A 16445-nucleotide genomic window follows, 5' to 3' on the forward strand; every position below is an offset into this window, starting at 1 on the left:
GCCGCAATAAATTGCGGCTTTTTATTGGGAGCAGGTTTGCTCAGGTTTTATCGACTTGTCGTGGAAACAGCGGGACGCCGCAGCGGGTACAGTAGGCGGCACTGTGTTCGTGAGTGCTTTTGGCGCAGTTTGGGCAGTCATGAATCATATGGCTCTCGCCGCGCATAGCGTTGGCCAGTTCAGCAGTGAAAATCCCGGTAGGCACGGCAATGATTGAATAGCCGGTGATCATCACCAGAGTCGACAGCGCCTGGCCTAGCGGAGTTTGCGGGACGATATCACCAAAACCAACGGTGGTCAGGGTAACCACGGCCCAGTAGATGCCCTTAGGAATGCTGGTAAATCCGTGCACCGGGCCTTCAATCACGTACATCAGGGTGCCGAATACGGTAACCATGGTGGCGATGCAGGCGAAGAACACGATGATCTTTTGCCTACTGCCGCGTAGCGCCGTGAGCAGAAAATTGGCCTGGCGCAGGTAAGGGCTGAGCTTGAGTACGCGGAACACCCGCAGCATACGGATTACCCGAATGATCAGCAGGTACTGGGTGTCCGGATAGAAGAGGGCGAGGATGCCGGGAAGAATGGCCAGCAGGTCGATCAGGCCGAAGAAGCTGAAGGCATAGCGTAGCGGCTTGGGCGCGCAATACAGGCGCACCACATATTCGATGGCGAACAGCGCAGTAAAGCCCCATTCAACCCCCGCCAGTAACCCCGCGTACTGACTATGCACACTGTCGATGCTGTCGAGCATCACCACTACCAGGCTTGCGAGAATGGTCAGCAGCAGGTAGCGGTCGAAGCGTTGTCCGGCCGGCGTGTCGGTATGGAAGATGATGCTGTAGAGGTTTTGCCGCGTATCCATGGTGTTCTGGCTGCTCTGTCTGTGCCGCTCGCAAGTGGGCGAGTAGGCTAATAGCGCAGCCTAGGGAGTTTTATCGTGGCGATGCAAGCCTTTGCATTTGTTGAGCGGCAGCGGTGTGCAGTCGGCCGCAGCTTTACTTAGCAGACGCTGGCTGGCGCTGACCAGCCAGCAGGTGAGGATAAATGGCATGGTCAGTGCCGGCAGGCCGAGCGCGCCAAAGCCAGGTTGCAGTAGCAATGCCAGACCGACTCCGAGTGCCGGCAGCCAATGGCTGCGGTGCACTTGACTAAGCGCGATGGCCGCTAGCGCAGCGTTATAGCCATACAGGCCGCTCAGGGCGATGTGCTGCGGCAAGCCCTGATATAGCGCCAGAGCCAGGCCGCCGGTGGAACCAAGTAGCGCCCAGCAGGCGGCGCGCCGGTCAGCCAGCAGCAAACTGAGCAGCAGGCAAATGCCTGCTAACGGCTGATCGAGAAAGATCACCTGGCCCAAGCCGCGTGCCATAGCGATCAGGCTGGCCCACCAGTCGAGTGGCTGCGTCGGGCTTGAGGTGGCCAGCTGGAGTTCAAGCTGCAGAGCGGGTGCCAGCCACAACAGCAGCCAGCTCAGGCCAACAAAGGGAAAGGTGAAGGCAGGCAGCCACTGACGCTCGCGCATGCGCTGCATCCAGGCGGCTAGCAACAGGCTGGAGCCCCCGGAGCTGACGATAATCAGTAGCGGCAGTAATACCGACCAGGCGAACTGCAGGCTGATCAGCATGCCCAGCAGAACGCCGTTGTAGCCATACAGCCCCAACTCGATATCCGCCTTGGCATAGCCACGGCGCTGCGCAGTCAGCGTACTGCTAAGGCAACCGAGCAGGGCTCCGCCGAGCAGCTGCGACGCGCCGATGGCAATCGCCAGCAGCACCAGCAAGCCGCAGCCAGGATGGGCTTGCAGAAATATCTGACTGAAGCCGTTAAGCAGCGCGCGAAAGCCCTGCAAGGTGTGGGTGGGGAGCGGTAATGGCGACATACAGACGAACCTGAATAAACAATCACCGGGCCGGGAATAAAAAGAGGCACCCACCGCGGGAACAGAGAGTGCCTTCAAACTGGCAAAGCCAGCGTGGGATAGTGCTGTAGGGTGGATGACGCTTTTTCATCCACCATCGCGGTTAGTGGATGGGTGAAGCGTCATCCACCCTACGAGTTTGCAGTCAGCTTCAGCGCAAAATTTCAATACGCAAGCTGTTGGTGCTGCCCGGCTGGCCCAATGGCTCGCCTGCAGTAATCACTACGGTGTCGCCGGTTTTCGCCAGCCCGGTCGAACGGGCGGTCTCCAGGGCAGTACGGGCGACTTCTTCAACCTTGTGCAGGCGCGCGTTGACCATCGAGTACACGCCCCAGGCCACGCTCAGGCGTCGCGCGGTATTCAGGCTTGGGGTCAGGCTCAAGATTGGTGCTTTCGGCCGCTCGCGCGAGGCGCGTAGGCTGGAGTTGCCCGACTCGGTGTAGTTGACCAACACCGCGACCGGCAGGATGGTGCTGATGCGGCGGATCGCGCAGCTGATCGCATCCGATGCGGTGGCTTCGGCCTGCGGGCGGCTGACGTCGAGCTGGGCCTGGAAATCCGGGCCGTTTTCCACCTGGCGAATGATCTTGCTCATCATCTGTACGGCTTCCAGCGGGTAGTCGCCGGAGGCGGTTTCCGCCGAGAGCATCACCGCATCGGCGCCCTCGGCCACGGCGTTGGCCACGTCGGTGACCTCGGCGCGAGTCGGCGCAGGGGAGAAGCGCATGGATTCGAGCATCTGTGTGGCCACCACCACCGGCTTACCGAGCTGGCGGCAGGTGCGGATGATATCTCGCTGGATGCGCGGGACATTCTCAGCCGGCACTTCCACGCCCAAGTCGCCACGGGCAACCATGATCGCGTCGCACAGTTTGGTGATTTCTTCCAGGTGAATCACCGCAGACGGCTTCTCGATCTTGGCCATCAGAAAGGCGCGATCACCAATCAACTGGCGGGCTTCAACAATGTCCTCTGGGCGCTGCACAAACGACAGCGCGACCCAGTCCACACCCAGCTCCAGGCCGAAGCTCAGGTCGCGGCGGTCTTTCTCAGTCAGCGGGCTCAGTTGCAGCACGGCTTCCGGAACGTTGACGCCCTTGCGATCGGACAGCTCGCCACCGGCGATGACTTCGGTGATCACTGCGTCGTTGTGCTTGGCAGTGACTTGCAGACGCAGGCGACCATCGTCGAGCAGCAGGCTCATGCCCGGCTGCAGCGCTTCGATGATTTCCGGGTGGGGCAGATTGACCCGGTTGACGTCGCCCGGTGTACTGTCCAGATCCAGGCGCAGGCTCTGGCCGCGCTCTAGCACGACCTTGCCATCGGCAAATTTGCCGACGCGCAGTTTCGGCCCCTGCAGGTCCATGAGAATGCCGATAGGGGTGTTCAGCTGCTGCTCGACTTCACGCACCCAGTCGTAGCGCTGGGCATGGTCGGCGTGTTCGCCGTGGCTGAAGTTGAGGCGGAACAGGTTGACCCCGGCCTCCACCAGCTGGCGGATATCGTCGATGGTTTTGATCGCTGGGCCAAGGGTGGCGAGGATTTTTACTTTCTTGTCGGCGTTCATTTGGCAGGGTTCTCAAGAATCAAAATGGCGCGAAAATCGTTGACGTTGGTACGCGTCGGCCCGGTGACGATCAGTTGATCGAGGGCGGCGAAGTAGCCATAGCCGTTGTTGTTATCCAGCTCGTCGCTGCTGCTTAGCCCAAGCGCCGCAGCGCGGGCGTAGCTGTCGGGGGTCATCAGGGCACCGGCGTTGTCTTCCGAACCGTCGATGCCGTCGGTGTCGCCGGCCAGGGCGTAAACCCCGGGCAGGCCCTTGAGGCTGTCGGTGAGGCTGAGGAGGAATTCGGCGTTGCGCCCGCCACGACCATTGCCGCGTACGGTGACGGTGGTTTCACCGCCGGAGAGAATCACGCAGGGCAGCTTGAGCGGCTGGCCATGCAAGACCACCTGTTTGGCGATCCCGGCGTGGACCTTGGCGACTTCGCGCGATTCGCCCTCCAGGTCACCGAGGATTAGCACGCCGAGACCGGCCTCACGCACCTTGGCGGCGGCGGCGTCGAGGGACTGCTGCGGACGCGCGATCAGCTGAAAGTGACTGCGCGACAGGCACGGGTCACCGGGTTTAACGGTTTCCGACGCCGGGCTCTGTAACCAGGCGCGCACGTTGGCCGGGATTTCAATGCTGTAGCGGGCCAGGATCGCCAGCGCCTCGGCAGAGGTGGTTGGGTCGGCCACGGTCGGGCCGGAGGCGATCACCGTGGCCTCATCGCCCGGTACATCGGAAATCGCGTAGGTGTAGACGCTGGCCGGCCAGCTTGCTTTGGCCAGGCGGCCGCCTTTGATCGCCGAGAGGTGCTTACGCACACAGTTCATCTCGCCAATGCTCGCGCCGGACTTAAGCAGCGCCTTGTTGATCGCCTGTTTGTCCTTGAGGCTGATGCCTTCAGCGGGCAGGGCGAGCAGGGACGAGCCGCCACCAGAAAGCAGGAAGATCACCCGGTCGTCTTCGCTGAGGTTGCTGACCAGCTCCAGCACGCGGCGCGCGACGCGCTCGCCGGCGTCGTCCGGCACCGGGTGGGCGGCTTCCACCACCTCGATCTTTTGGCAGTTGGCCCCGTGCTCGTAACGGGTCACCACCAGGCCGGAGACTTCGCCTTGCCATTCCTGCTCGATCACTTCGGCCATGGCCGCTGCGGCTTTGCCGGCACCGATGACGATAACGCGACCGCTACGGTCTTCCGGCAGGTAATCAGCCAGCACCTGGCGCGGGTGGGCGGCGTCGATGGCGCTGGCGAACAACTCGCGCAGCAGAGACGTTGGATTGAAAGACGGATCGATGGACATGGTGATCTCTCTTGGTCTAAATCAACTGCTTATGACTGACTTCGATTCTAGTGCGCAGCGTCCGCCATGCAGGCGCTGCGCACTAGAATCGACCCACCCGGCAGGCAGGCCGTGACACCGCCTGCCGGACAGATCGAAAGGGTTGTTTCAGTGCGGCTGACCCCGCCCAGAAACCTGTTACTTACTCACCACGGATGTTGAAGTTGGCCATATGCTCCAGGCCTTTGATCAACGCCGAGTGGTCCCAGTTGCTGCCACCGATGGCCGCGCAGGTGCTGAACACTTGCTGGGCATTGGCGGTGTTGGGCAGGTTAAGGCCCAGTTCTTTAGCCCCGGCCAAGGCCAGGTTGAGGTCTTTCTGGTGCAGGCTGATTCGGAAGCCAGGATCGAAGGTGCCTTTGATCATGCGCTCGCCGTGCACTTCAAGGATCTTCGAACCAGCGAAGCCGCCCATCAGTGCTTCACGCACCTTGGCTGGATCGGCGCCATTTTTGGCGGCGAACAGCAGGGCTTCAGCAACGGCCTGGATGTTCAGAGCAACGATGATCTGGTTGGCGACCTTGGCAGTCTGGCCGTCACCATTGCCGCCAACGCGGGTGATGTTCTTGCCCATGGCCTGGAACAGCGGCAGTGCGCGTTCGAAGGCATTTGGACAACCGCCGATCATGATCGACAGGGTGGCCGCTTTGGCGCCCACTTCACCACCGGATACCGGTGCATCCAGGTAAGCAGCGCCAGTGGCCTTGATTTTATCGGCGAACACCTTGGTGGCAGTCGGGGAGATCGAGCTCATGTCGATAACCACTTTGCCGGCGCCAACGCCCTCAGCTACGCCGTCCTTGCGGAACAGGACGTCTTCAACCTGTGGGGTGTCCGGCACCATGATGATGATGAATTCGGCTTCCTGCGCCACTTCGCGCGGGTTGGCCAGGCCGATACCGTGGTCACCCAACAGGTCGGCCGGTGCTTTGTCGAAATGCTCGGAGAAGAACAGGGTGTGCCCGGCATTCTGTAGGTTCTGCGCCATAGGCTTGCCCATGATGCCGGTGCCGATAAATCCGATTTTAGCCATGAGAAATATCCTCTAATTCAGATTGCGTTATGCGCTTTCATCCAGCCGAGGCCGGCAGCGGTGGTGGTGGCTGGCTTGTATTCACAGCCGATCCAGCCCTGGTAACCGATACGGTCCAGGTGCTCGAAGAGGAAGCGGTAGTTGATCTCGCCAGTGCCCGGCTCGTTGCGGCCCGGGTTGTCAGCCAACTGCACATGGTTGATCACAGCCAGGTTGGCCTCGACGGTACGCGCCAGGTCACCTTCCATGATTTGCATGTGGTAGATGTCGTATTGCAAAAACAGGTTGGAGCTTGCGACTTTGTCGCGAATCGCCAGGGCCTGTTTGGTGGTGTTCAGGTAGAAGCCTGGAATGTCACGGGTGTTGATCATTTCCATGACCAGCTTGATCCCGACGGCTTCGAGCTTATCGGCGGCAAACTTGAGGTTGTCGACGAAGGTTGCTTCGATCGTGGCGCAGTCATAACCCTGCGGGCGGATACCAGCCAGGCAATTGATCTGCTTGTTACCCAGCACCTTGGCATAGGCAATGGCCTGATCGACGCCAGTGCGGAATTCTTCAACGCGGTCGGGGTGGCAGGCGATACCGCGCTCACCCTTGGCCCAGTCACCGGCTGGCAGGTTGAACAGCACCTGCTCAAGCTTGTTGGCGTCCAGGCGCGCTTTGATTTCTTCGGCGGCAAAATCGTAGGGGAACAGGTATTCGACACCGCTAAAGCCGGCATCGGCGGCAGCGGCGAAACGGTCCATGAAGTCCACCTCGGTGAACAGCATCGACAGGTTTGCGGCAAAACGGGGCATGGTGTGCTCCTTGTCTTGCGCAGCCCGGATAATCTATCCGGGCTACTGGTTCAGAAAGCGAATTAGTCGAGCAGCGAGATGGCAGTCGGGGCGTCGACGCCGCGTTCGGCCAGTTCTTCGAACTCGTTGACGGCGTTGATTTCGGTACCCATGGAGATGTTGGTGACACGCTCCAGAATAATTTCCACCACCACCGGTACGCGGTGCTCGGCCATCAGGCGCTTGGCTTCGGCGAAGGCGTTCTGCAGCTCGTTCGGGTCGAACACGCGGATAGCCTTACAGCCCAGACCTTCCACCACGGCAACGTGGTCAACACCGTAACCGTTGATTTCCGGCGCGTTGATGTTCTCGAACGCCAGCTGTACGCAGTAGTCGATCTCAAAGCCGCGCTGCGCCTGACGGATCAGGCCCAGGTAGGAGTTGTTCACCAGCACGTGGATGTACGGCAGGTTGAACTGCGCCCCCACCGCCAGTTCTTCGATCATGAACTGGAAGTCATAGTCGCCGGACAGTGCAACAACCTTGCGGCTCGGGTCGGCCTTGACCACACCCAGGGCTGCCGGAATGGTCCAGCCCAGCGGACCGGCCTGGCCACAGTTGATCCAGTGACGCGGCTTGTAGACATGGAGGAACTGCGCGCCGGCGATCTGCGACAGACCGATGGTGGTGACGTAGCAGGTGTCCTTGCCGAACGCTTCGTTCATCTCTTCGTAAACGCGCTGCGGCTTGGCCGGCACGTTGTCGAAGTGGGTCTTACGCTGCAGGGTGCGCTTACGCTCGCGGCAGCTGTCCAGCCAGGCGCTGCGATCTTTCAGCTTGCCGGCGGCTTTCCACTCGCGGGCCACTTCCAGGAAGGCGTCCAGCGCCGAACCTGCATCGGAAACGATGCCCAGGTCCGGGTTGAATACACGGCCAATCTGCGTCGGTTCAATGTCGACGTGGATGAACTTGCGGCCTTCGGTGTACACGTCTACCGAGCCGGTGTGGCGGTTGGCCCAACGGTTACCGATACCGAACACCAGGTCGGAAGCCAGCAGGGTGGCGTTGCCGTAGCGGTGCGAAGTCTGCAGGCCAACCATGCCGACCATCAGCTTGTGGTCATCCGGGATCACGCCCCAGCCCATCAGGGTTGGTACCACCGGTACGCCGGTCAGTTCGGCGAACTCCACCAGCTTGTCAGCGGCATCGGCATTGAAGATACCGCCACCGGCAACCAGCAACGGGCGCTCGGCGTCGTTAAGCATGGCGATGGCTTTTTCCGCCTGCACACGGTTGGTGGACGGTTTGGCCAGCGGCAGCGGCTCGTAGGCGTCGATGTCGAATTCGATTTCAGCCATTTGTACGTCGAATGGCAGATCGATCAGCACAGGTCCTGGACGGCCGCTGCGCATTTCATAGAAGGCTTTTTGGAAGGCACGTGGCACTTGGCCCGGCTCCATTACAGTGGTCGCCCACTTGGTCACCGGCTTGACGATGCTGGTGATGTCGACGGCCTGAAAGTCTTCCTTGTGCATGCGAGCACGGGGCGCCTGGCCGGTGATGCAGAGAATTGGGATGGAGTCGGCGGAGGCCGAGTAAAGGCCGGTCACCATGTCAGTGCCGGCTGGGCCGGAGGTGCCGATGCACACGCCGATGTTGCCGGCATTGGTGCGGGTGTAACCCTCAGCCATGTGCGAGGCACCTTCGACGTGGCGAGCCAGGACGTGGTCGATACCGCCGACTTTCTTCAGTGCAGCGTACAGGGGGTTGATGGCGGCGCCGGGGATGCCGAACGCAGTGTCAACGCCTTCGCGGCGCATCACCAGTACGGCGGCCTCGATTGCTCTCATTTTGGCCATTGTCTTGTGCCTCGTTTGTTATCAGATTGTATACAAAACAGCTGGCTTGGATTCTATTCATGGCCTGACCTCGCGGTCAACCCGTTTTGTTGCTGAGGCGCTGTCTGGCAAAAAATCTTTTAAAACAACCGTTTTAGCTGGGGCGCTTGATCTGCTGCGGAAACGCTTGCTTGTAACTGTATACAAGTATTGTTTGCATTGTATTCGGCTATTGAGTTTTTTGTTTCTGGTGAGATAGTGGTGCTGAGCTTTGGATTGCCCGGCAGCTGTCAACCGCCCTGCAGGCGGCGCAGCGCCGGGTGTTTCGTAGGATTTATCAGCATCGAGGAAGACCCAACATGAGTACGTTGAATCTGCAAATCGCCACCACCATCAGCAATCGCGCCTTAGCGGTCGGTCGGGAAATCTCCGCCGCACCGCTGACCGTGGCCGTACTGGATGCCGGCGGGCACCTGATCAGCCTGCAACGTGAAGACGGTGCCAGCCTGCTGCGCCCGCAAATCGCCATCGGCAAGGCTTGGGGTGCATTAGCACTGGGCAAGGGCTCGCGTCTGATCGCCGCTGACGCACAACAGCGCCCGGCGTTTATCGGCGCGGTCAATAACCTGGCTGATGGTCAGTTGGTGCCAGCACCGGGTGGGGTATTGATTCGTGATGAGCGCGGCGAGGTGATCGGCGCGGTGGGCATCACCGGAGACACCTCGGATATCGATGAGCAGTGTGCGGTCAGCGCCGTTGAGTCGGTCGGGCTGAAGCCGGATGCGGGTATCGCTACTTGATGATGCGCAGCTTTCTCTGTCACTAGAAGAGCGACAATAAAAAAACGGTGGAGACCCTCAAGGTCTCCACCGTTTTTTTATGCGCGTTTAACCTAGGGCAAGGCGCACAATAGGTTTACGCGTTGGTGACTTGCTCGGACGGGCTGGGCTGGGTCTCGTCGATCTCGCAGCCCTTGATCACCAGGCGGATAATGGTTTGCGCGGCGGCTTCGTAGTCGGCTTCATCCAGGCTGGCTTTGCCGGTGACGGTGGAAATCTGCCAGTCGAAGTCGGCGTAGGTCTGGGTCGCAGCCCAGATACTGAACAGCAGGTGATGCGGGTCAACCTTGGCCATCAGACCCTGGTCGATCCAGCCCTGGATGCAGGAAATATTGTGCTTGGCCTGGGCATTCAGTTGCGCGGTCTGGTCGGCGGACAGATGTGGTGCGCCGTGCATGATTTCGCTGGCGAACACCTTGGAGGCGGAGGGCAGTTCGCGGGAGATACGGATTTTCGAGCGGATATAAGCGCGTAGTACGTCGGCGGGTTTGCCCGGCTGGTTGAACGGCGCAGAGGCCTCCAGCAGCGGTTCGATAATGCTTTCCAGCACTTCGCGGTAGAGGTTTTCTTTCGACTTGAAGTAGTAGTAGACGTTAGGCTTGGGCACCCCAGCCTTGGCGGCGATATCGCTGGTTTTGCTGGCAGCAAAGCCTTTGTCGGCGAACTCCTCACTGGCTGCGCGTAAAATCAGCTCTCTGTTACGCTCGCGAATACTGGTCATAAGCCTCTTTGCTTCTGTCGAACGCCCGTCGCAGGGCAGCGCCGGGATGGTAGCATCGGCTTTACACAGCGCTCAAGGCTTGTGGCCTGGGCTCTGGCGGGCTATCTGACTTGCAGGTCAGGTTGTTGTGTACAAATTTTGATTTTTCTGTTTTTATCTCGCCATAAGCATTCATAACAAAAAGTCTCGGCTCGATGAGCTCCAGGAGACACGTAGTGAACAATCAGCTGGTTGACCCCTTCGGTCGGCGCATCACCTATTTACGGTTATCGGTTACCGATCGCTGCGATTTCCGCTGCACCTATTGCATGAGTGAGGACATGGTGTTCGCCCCGCGCGAGCAGATCCTCAGCCTTGAAGAGCTCTATGCGGTGGCGGATGCCTTTATCGGCCTTGGAGTCAAACGTATCCGCATCACCGGTGGCGAACCGCTGGTGCGCAAGAATCTGCTCAGCCTGCTGACCCGCCTGGGCCAGCGTCCTGAGTTGGAAGACCTGGCCATCACCACCAATGGTTCGCAACTGGCCGAACTGGCGCCACAACTGCATGCGGCCGGCGTTAAGCGCCTGAATGTCAGCCTGGACTCTCTGCAGCGTGAGCGTTTTGCTGCCTTTACCCGGCGCGACAAGCTCGATCAGGTGCTGAACGGCATCGAAGTGGCGCGCGCTGCCGGTTTTCGCAAGATCAAACTCAACGCTGTGGTGCAGAAAGGCCGCAACGATGACGAAGTGCTCGACCTAGTCGAATTCGCCATGGCGCGTGGCCTGGATATCAGCTTTATCGAAGAGATGCCGCTGGGCAGTATTTCCAGTCATCAGCGCGAGCAGACCTTCTGTTCCAGTGATGAAGTGCGCGAGCGCATCGAAGAGCGTTATGCCCTGGTGCGTAGCGGCAAGCTGACCGGCGGGCCGTCGCGCTACTGGCAAGTGGTCGGCAGTGACACCCAGGTCGGCTTTATCTCACCGCACAGCCATAACTTCTGCGGCGACTGCAACCGTGTGCGGGTAACCGCCGAGGGCAAGCTGGTACTTTGCCTGGGTCATGAAAATGCTCTGGACCTGAAGGACCTGATGCGTGCCCACCCCGGCGATAGCCAGCGCCTGCGTGATGCCCTGATGCAGGCTTTGCAGTTGAAACCCGAACGTCATCACTTTGAGAGCGATGCCCAGGTGCAGGTTATTCGCTTTATGAGCATGACCGGTGGCTAGCCCCTAGCCGCTTTAACCGCCCTGGGCGGTCCCATTTGTTCCACTCTCACAATTAAGCAGGAGGTTTGCTGTGAAGCCCTCGCACGTCTGCAGTTTGTTCGCCGTTGTCTGTTCCAGTGCGGTCAGCGCTGAAAGTTATGTGATTGGTGTAGAGAAGCTGGCCTTTGCTCCGCACTACAGCATTGATGCGCAGGGTCAGTACCAAGGCTTTGCCCGCGATCTGTTCGACCTGTTCGCGCAAACGAGCGGGGTGCAGCTGACCTATAAGGTGCTGCCCGTTGAGCAGCTGTTGCCCGCGTTGCTCAGCGGTCAGCTGGATTTCAAATATCCCGACAGCGAAACCTGGGCACAAGAACAGAAAGCCAGTAAAACCCTGAGCTACAGCCAGGGCGTGGTTGAGTATGTCGATGGTGTATTGGTTGCGCCGCAGCGTCATGGCCAACCCATCGAACAGCTCAAGCAACTGGCCATGGTCAACGGTTGGACGCCCTGGGGTTATCAGGAGCGTATTGACGCTGGGCAGATCGAACTGACCTACAGCGATGATCTACGTCAGATGATCCGTCAGGCGCTGAAGAAGGACACCGACGGCGCTTACTTCAATGTGGTGGTGGCGACTCATTATCTGGACAACATCCGCGCGCGACCGGGCGCGCTGATATTCGACGCGCAGTTACCGCATAATCGCGGCAGCTTCAAGCTGTCGACCCTCAAACATGCGGCGTTTATGCAGCGCTTCGATCGCTTCCTGGTTGAGCAGCAGAGCGAAATTGCGGCGCTGAAAACTCAGTACAGGGTCGAGGCTAATCTGGATTCCGATCGCATTGGTCTGGAGCAGTGGAAGCTGGATTTTATCGAGCGCAAAAAGCTCAAGGACGCGCAATCGCAGTAATGCGTAAGGATGAAAAAACCGCTCCTAGGGAGCGGTTTTTTTCGCGCGTAAGACAGAGGATTCAAGCGTAATAAAAAAGGGGATGGCAGCAATGCCATCCCCCTTTCGTACGGGTTGCCGCCTACCCGGCGATCCGCATCAAACGCATAGGCTTAGAAGTGATACTTCACCAGCGCTTGCACTGCAGTTTGATCGAAGCCATCGGTGGAACCGTCGATTGGCCGGATGCCGTACTTGTTGTGCCACATATTCAGCTCGGTACCGACGTAAAGTTTGCGCTCTTTGCCGAACAGCGCCTTGCCCGCATCCCACTTGACCTGGATTGAAGAGCCGACCGAAGTCTGGGTGCCGGCGTCTTTGGACGGAGCGCGCCAGTCGATATAGCCATCGACCACGAAGTTTTGGTCGCCAATGGCAAACGGGTACGCGCCGCTAACGGTCAATTGGTAAGTGTGGCCGTTGCCCTTGTCCGATGCCTTGAAGTCATGATCGAAGAAGATGTGGTTATTGACCTTCACCGCATACAGGTTGGCGTTCAGGTAGGCGAAGCCTGGAGCGTTCCAGGCGGTGCCGATGCCGTACAGGTAATTTTCGGTGCCAGGGCCGCCGTTGCCTTTTTCATAGGTAAAGGCTGCGTAGACATCCTTCAGCGGGCCTGCGGACAGGTCCTGGCCGGTCAGCCAGCTGAGGCTGACGCGTGGCGAAAACTCCATGTAGTAAAAACTGCTCTTCTCGTCGACATCCAGGTTGGCGAAGTTGCTGCCGCGCGCCTGGGCATTGTCAGCGTCGATGTAGTCGAGGAAGAAGAAGGTATCGCCCCAGGTCCAGCCGCTGGCGTTCTCCAGAGTAAAAGTGCTCTGCGAGCGCTGTTCTTCGCCGTTGAAATTCAGGCGCTGGAAGTTGCTACCGTAGAGGTAGGAGAGGCTGGTGTCTTGCCAGAGAAAGGCATCGCTGGCAAAGGCCTGTTGACCGGAAAACAGTCCAGCCGAAAGGGCGATGCCGTGGGACAGGTGCTTCAGTTTCATCATGGTTTCCTTATTATTGGACTTACAAGGTTTCTCGAACCTGCGGCGAACCGCAGGATCTGTTAGGTAAAGGGGCGGTGGTTCAGCTGGTACGCGGGGCCACGTTGAGTTCGTTGCGACTGCTGTTGGACGCATCCACGGCACTGTCGTCCTGCGGGTTTTGCAGTACGGTGTGCAGATGCGCTTCGGGGTCGTAGTCGTTTTCTTCCAGCTGCAGATGTTCTTCCGGCAGGAAGATGTTCAGCAGAATGGCGCTGAAGGCACCGATGGTAATCGGCGAACCGAAGATGTTCTTCAATGTATCCGGCATCTGCGAGAGCACTTCCGGTACGGCTGCAACACCCAGGCCGAGCCCCAAAGAGATGGCCACGATCAGCACGTTGCGACGGTGCAGGCCGGCCTCGGTGAGAATCTTGATCCCGGCCACGGCCACGGTGCCGAACATGATCAGCGTAGCGCCGCCAAGTACCGGTTTCGGCATCAACTGCAACACTGCGCCCACCGCCGGGAACAGGCCCAGCAGCACCAGAATGCCCGCGATATAGAAGGCTACATGGCGGCTGGCCACACCCGTCAGTTGGATCACGCCGTTGTTCTGGCTGAAGGTGGTCATCGGCAGGCTGTTGAACATCGCGGCGATTGCCGAGTTGCAACCATCGGCGAGTACCCCGGATTTGATCCGACGCATATACAACGGACCTTTGACCGGCTGCCTGGAGATGATCGAGTTGGCGGTCAGATCGCCTGCGGTCTCCAATGGGGTGATCAGGAAGATCACCGCAATCGGCACAAACGCTACCCAGTCAAAATTGAAGCCGTACTTGAAGGGCACCGGTACGCTGACCAGGGGCACCTGAGCCATATTGGCGAAGTCTACCTTGCCGGTAAACCAGGCCACGCTAAACCCCAGCACCAAGCCGATAATCACGGCCGACAGGCGTATTACCTGCGACGGGAAGCGGTTAAGGATGACGATGGTGACCAGCACCAGGCCGCCAAGGCCCAGGTGGTGCAGGGCACCCAGATCCGCCGCGCCGTAGCCGCCAGCGATATCGGTCATGGCCACTTTGATCAGCGACAAGCCCATCAGACAGATGATGGTGCCGGTGACGACGGGAGTGATCACTCGGCGTAGCTTGTTGATGAACTGGCTGAAGGCGATCTCGACAAACGCCGCGCAGAAGCACACGCCAAAGATTGTCGAGAGAATTTCCTCCTCACTGCCGCCGCGGCCCTTGACGATAAACCCGGCGCTGAGAATCACGCTAAGAAAACCGAAGCTGGTGCCCTGCAAACACAGTAGGCCGGAGCCGACCGGGCCAATACGCTTGGCCTGGATAAAGGTGCCGAGGCCGGACACAAATAGCGCCATGCTGACCAGATAGGGCACATAGGCGCCTAGACCGAGCACGCCACCGATAATCAGGGTCGGGGTGATGATGCCGACAAAGCTGGCCAGTACGTGCTGCAACGCGGCGAAGATCGCCGGAGCAAAGGCCGGAGTGTCGTGCAGTTGGTAGATCAGGTCGTTGTTTGCCACAGACGGAGCCGTGGTCTCTGTGTCGCGAGTCGTGGTCATATCAGAGCCTGCCAGTTGTTTTTATACGGTCATGGGCTTGCGAGGCTTCACGGCGCCTCTGTTCTGTATCTGGGCAGAAGTTGTCCGCCTGGTCAGAATGAATCGACTATAGCAACTTGTTCACAGCGTTAAAAACAATTTATTTTAAGATTGTGCACAAAAAATAAACCGTCAGTCAGATAACCCCATAGCCAGCCATATGTGGCCGGGAGAGGGCGGTTTAGAGGGAATGAACTGGTTTTTTGCAGATTGCACGCAGCGGCAAGCAGCCCGTCGAACCGGGCTGCTTGGTTACGAGCAAAGAGGGCTAGTGCTGCGGGTGCGGATTGTTTACCCCAGCGCGCTCCGGCCCGCCGAGGATATTGAACAGCAGGTTGAGCAACACCGCGCTGATGGTGGCCATGGCGATGCCGCTGTGGGTGATCGGCTCTAGCCAATGCGGCAGATGCGCGAAGAACTCCGGCCGCACTACCGGGGCCAGGCCCATGCCGATGCTGACGGCGACCAGCAGCTGGTTGCGGCGGTCGGCAATATCCGCCTCCTGGAGAATCTTGATGCCCGTCGCCGCGACCATGCCGAACATGGCAATGCCCGCGCCGCCCAGCACTGCCGGCGGAATCGAGGCCACCAGGTAGGCGGCTTTGGGCAGCAGACTCAAACCGATCAGTAGTAACCCGGCGGCAGCGGTGACATAGCGGCTACGCACGCCCGTCATCTGCACCAGACCGATGTTCTGCGCAAAGGAGGAATGGGTGAAGGTGTTGAAGATGCCGGCGAAGAACGAGGCGCCGGCATCACACAACAGACCGCGACGCAGCATGACCGGGGTGACTTCCTTGCCGGTGATTTTGCCGAGGGCGAGGAACATCCCCGTGGACTCGACGAAGATGATCACCACCACCAGGCACATAGAGAGGATCGGCGCCAGATGAAACTCCGGCATGCCGAAGTGCATAGGTTTGACCACGGCAAACCAGGCGCTCTGTTGCAGGCCGCTGAGGTCGACCATGCCCAGGCCGCCGGCGACCAAGTAGCCGACCAGCATGCCGATCAGCACCGAAACATTGACCCAGAAGCCGCGCATAAAGCGGTTGATCAGCAGGATAGTTCCCAGCACCAGGGCGGCAATCGCCAGGTACTGCAAGGCGCCGAATTCAGTAGCGGCGCTGCCGCCGCCAGCCCAGTTGAGCGCCACCGGAAACAGTGACAAGCCGATGGCGGTAATCACCGTACCGGTCACCAATGGCGGGAAGAAGTGCACGATGCGCGACATAAACGGCGCAATCAGCATGCCGAAAAAGCCTGCGGCAATCGTTGCACCGAAAATTCCCGGCAAGCCGATACCGGGTGAGCCGGCCATGGCCACCATACTGCCGACGGCGGCAAAACTGGCGCCCATCATCACCGGCATGCGGATGCCCATGGGGCCGATACCCAGTGATTGCACCAGTGTGGCGATACCCGCCACCAAGAGGTCGGCGGTAATTAGAAAGGCGATGTCTTTACGGGACAGACCAACGGCTTCACCGATGATCAAGGGCACCGCTACCGCGCCGCCGTACATCAGCAGCACATGCTGGGCGCTCACCAGAATCATCTGCAGCAGGGGCAGGCGTTGGTCGACCGCGCAGGGCGAGGTTGAATTTAGCTGGGTCATGCAAATACCTCAGGCGCTTTTATTGTTGTAAGTCGCTGTTCGGTGCAGGCGTTTATCGGCCTGTGCC

The 16445-nt window shown here is 59.5% G+C and carries 14 protein-coding genes; 3 read left to right on the top strand and 11 right to left on the bottom strand.

Annotation, left to right across the window (positions count from 1 at the left end):
• Positions 1-40 precede the first annotated feature (40 nt).
• From AACX99_RS08955 to gcl, 7 genes are all read right to left on the bottom strand, one after another.
• Positions 41-865, bottom strand: a complete 825-nt coding sequence (locus AACX99_RS08955; RefSeq protein ID WP_339411113.1) for an ion transporter — start codon at positions 863-865, stop codon at positions 41-43.
• Positions 866-925: 60 nt separating this feature from the next.
• Positions 926-1879 (bottom strand): urea transporter, encoded by a 954-nt coding sequence (locus AACX99_RS08960; RefSeq protein WP_339411114.1) that lies wholly within the window; start codon positions 1877-1879, stop codon positions 926-928.
• Positions 1880-2069: 190 nt separating this feature from the next.
• Positions 2070-3485 carry a pyruvate kinase gene (gene pyk / locus AACX99_RS08965; RefSeq protein ID WP_339411115.1) on the bottom strand — a complete coding sequence of 472 codons (1416 nt, stop codon included), beginning with the start codon at positions 3483-3485 and terminating at the stop codon, positions 2070-2072.
• Complete coding sequence (locus tag AACX99_RS08970) at positions 3482-4768, bottom strand: glycerate kinase type-2 family protein (RefSeq protein WP_339411117.1); 1287 nt, start codon at positions 4766-4768, stop codon at positions 3482-3484. Before AACX99_RS08970 ends, pyk begins: the two co-directional genes overlap by 4 nt.
• Before the next feature lie 181 nt (positions 4769-4949).
• Complete coding sequence (locus tag AACX99_RS08975; protein WP_339411118.1) at positions 4950-5840, bottom strand: 2-hydroxy-3-oxopropionate reductase; 891 nt, start codon at positions 5838-5840, stop codon at positions 4950-4952.
• A gap of 17 nt (positions 5841-5857) precedes the next feature.
• A complete protein-coding gene (gene hyi, locus AACX99_RS08980; RefSeq protein ID WP_339411120.1) occupies positions 5858-6640 on the bottom strand; it encodes a hydroxypyruvate isomerase in 783 nt (260 codons plus the stop codon).
• Positions 6641-6702: 62 nt separating this feature from the next.
• Positions 6703-8478: a glyoxylate carboligase gene (gene gcl / locus AACX99_RS08985; RefSeq protein ID WP_339411122.1), complete on the bottom strand. Its 1776-nt coding sequence runs from the start codon at positions 8476-8478 to the stop codon at positions 6703-6705.
• A gap of 338 nt (positions 8479-8816) precedes the next feature.
• Here gcl and AACX99_RS08990 point away from each other — a divergent pair, with 338 nt between their 5' ends.
• A complete protein-coding gene (locus AACX99_RS08990; RefSeq protein WP_339411124.1) occupies positions 8817-9257 on the top strand; it encodes a GlcG/HbpS family heme-binding protein in 441 nt (146 codons plus the stop codon).
• Between the two features lie 115 nt (positions 9258-9372).
• Here AACX99_RS08990 and AACX99_RS08995 read toward each other — a convergent pair whose 3' ends face one another.
• Complete coding sequence (locus AACX99_RS08995) at positions 9373-10017, bottom strand: TetR/AcrR family transcriptional regulator (protein WP_339411126.1); 645 nt, start codon at positions 10015-10017, stop codon at positions 9373-9375.
• Between the two features lie 215 nt (positions 10018-10232).
• Here AACX99_RS08995 and moaA point away from each other — a divergent pair, with 215 nt between their 5' ends.
• Together moaA and AACX99_RS09005 are read left to right on the top strand one after the other, a co-directional pair.
• Positions 10233-11225 (top strand): GTP 3',8-cyclase MoaA, encoded by a 993-nt coding sequence (gene moaA, locus AACX99_RS09000; RefSeq protein ID WP_445261848.1) that lies wholly within the window; start codon positions 10233-10235, stop codon positions 11223-11225.
• 70 nt (positions 11226-11295) lie between these two features.
• Positions 11296-12117: a transporter substrate-binding domain-containing protein gene (locus AACX99_RS09005; protein WP_339411129.1), complete on the top strand. Its 822-nt coding sequence runs from the start codon at positions 11296-11298 to the stop codon at positions 12115-12117.
• 152 nt (positions 12118-12269) lie between these two features.
• On the opposite strand, the gene AACX99_RS09010 is transcribed toward AACX99_RS09005, so the two are convergent.
• The 3 genes from AACX99_RS09010 to AACX99_RS09020 form a co-directional block, all read right to left on the bottom strand.
• A complete protein-coding gene (locus tag AACX99_RS09010; RefSeq protein ID WP_339411131.1) occupies positions 12270-13142 on the bottom strand; it encodes an outer membrane protein OmpK in 873 nt (290 codons plus the stop codon).
• An 82-nt stretch (positions 13143-13224) separates the two neighbouring features.
• Positions 13225-14721, bottom strand: a complete 1497-nt coding sequence (locus AACX99_RS09015) for a nucleobase:cation symporter-2 family protein (protein WP_339411132.1) — start codon at positions 14719-14721, stop codon at positions 13225-13227.
• Between the two features lie 307 nt (positions 14722-15028).
• Positions 15029-16378 carry a nucleobase:cation symporter-2 family protein gene (locus AACX99_RS09020; RefSeq protein WP_339411134.1) on the bottom strand — a complete coding sequence of 450 codons (1350 nt, stop codon included), beginning with the start codon at positions 16376-16378 and terminating at the stop codon, positions 15029-15031.
• Positions 16379-16445: the final 67 nt, after the last annotated feature.

The sequence above is a fragment of the Pseudomonas sp. EA_35y_Pfl2_R5 genome (assembly GCF_963970805.1).
Classification (GTDB): Bacteria; Pseudomonadota; Gammaproteobacteria; order Pseudomonadales; family Pseudomonadaceae; genus Aquipseudomonas.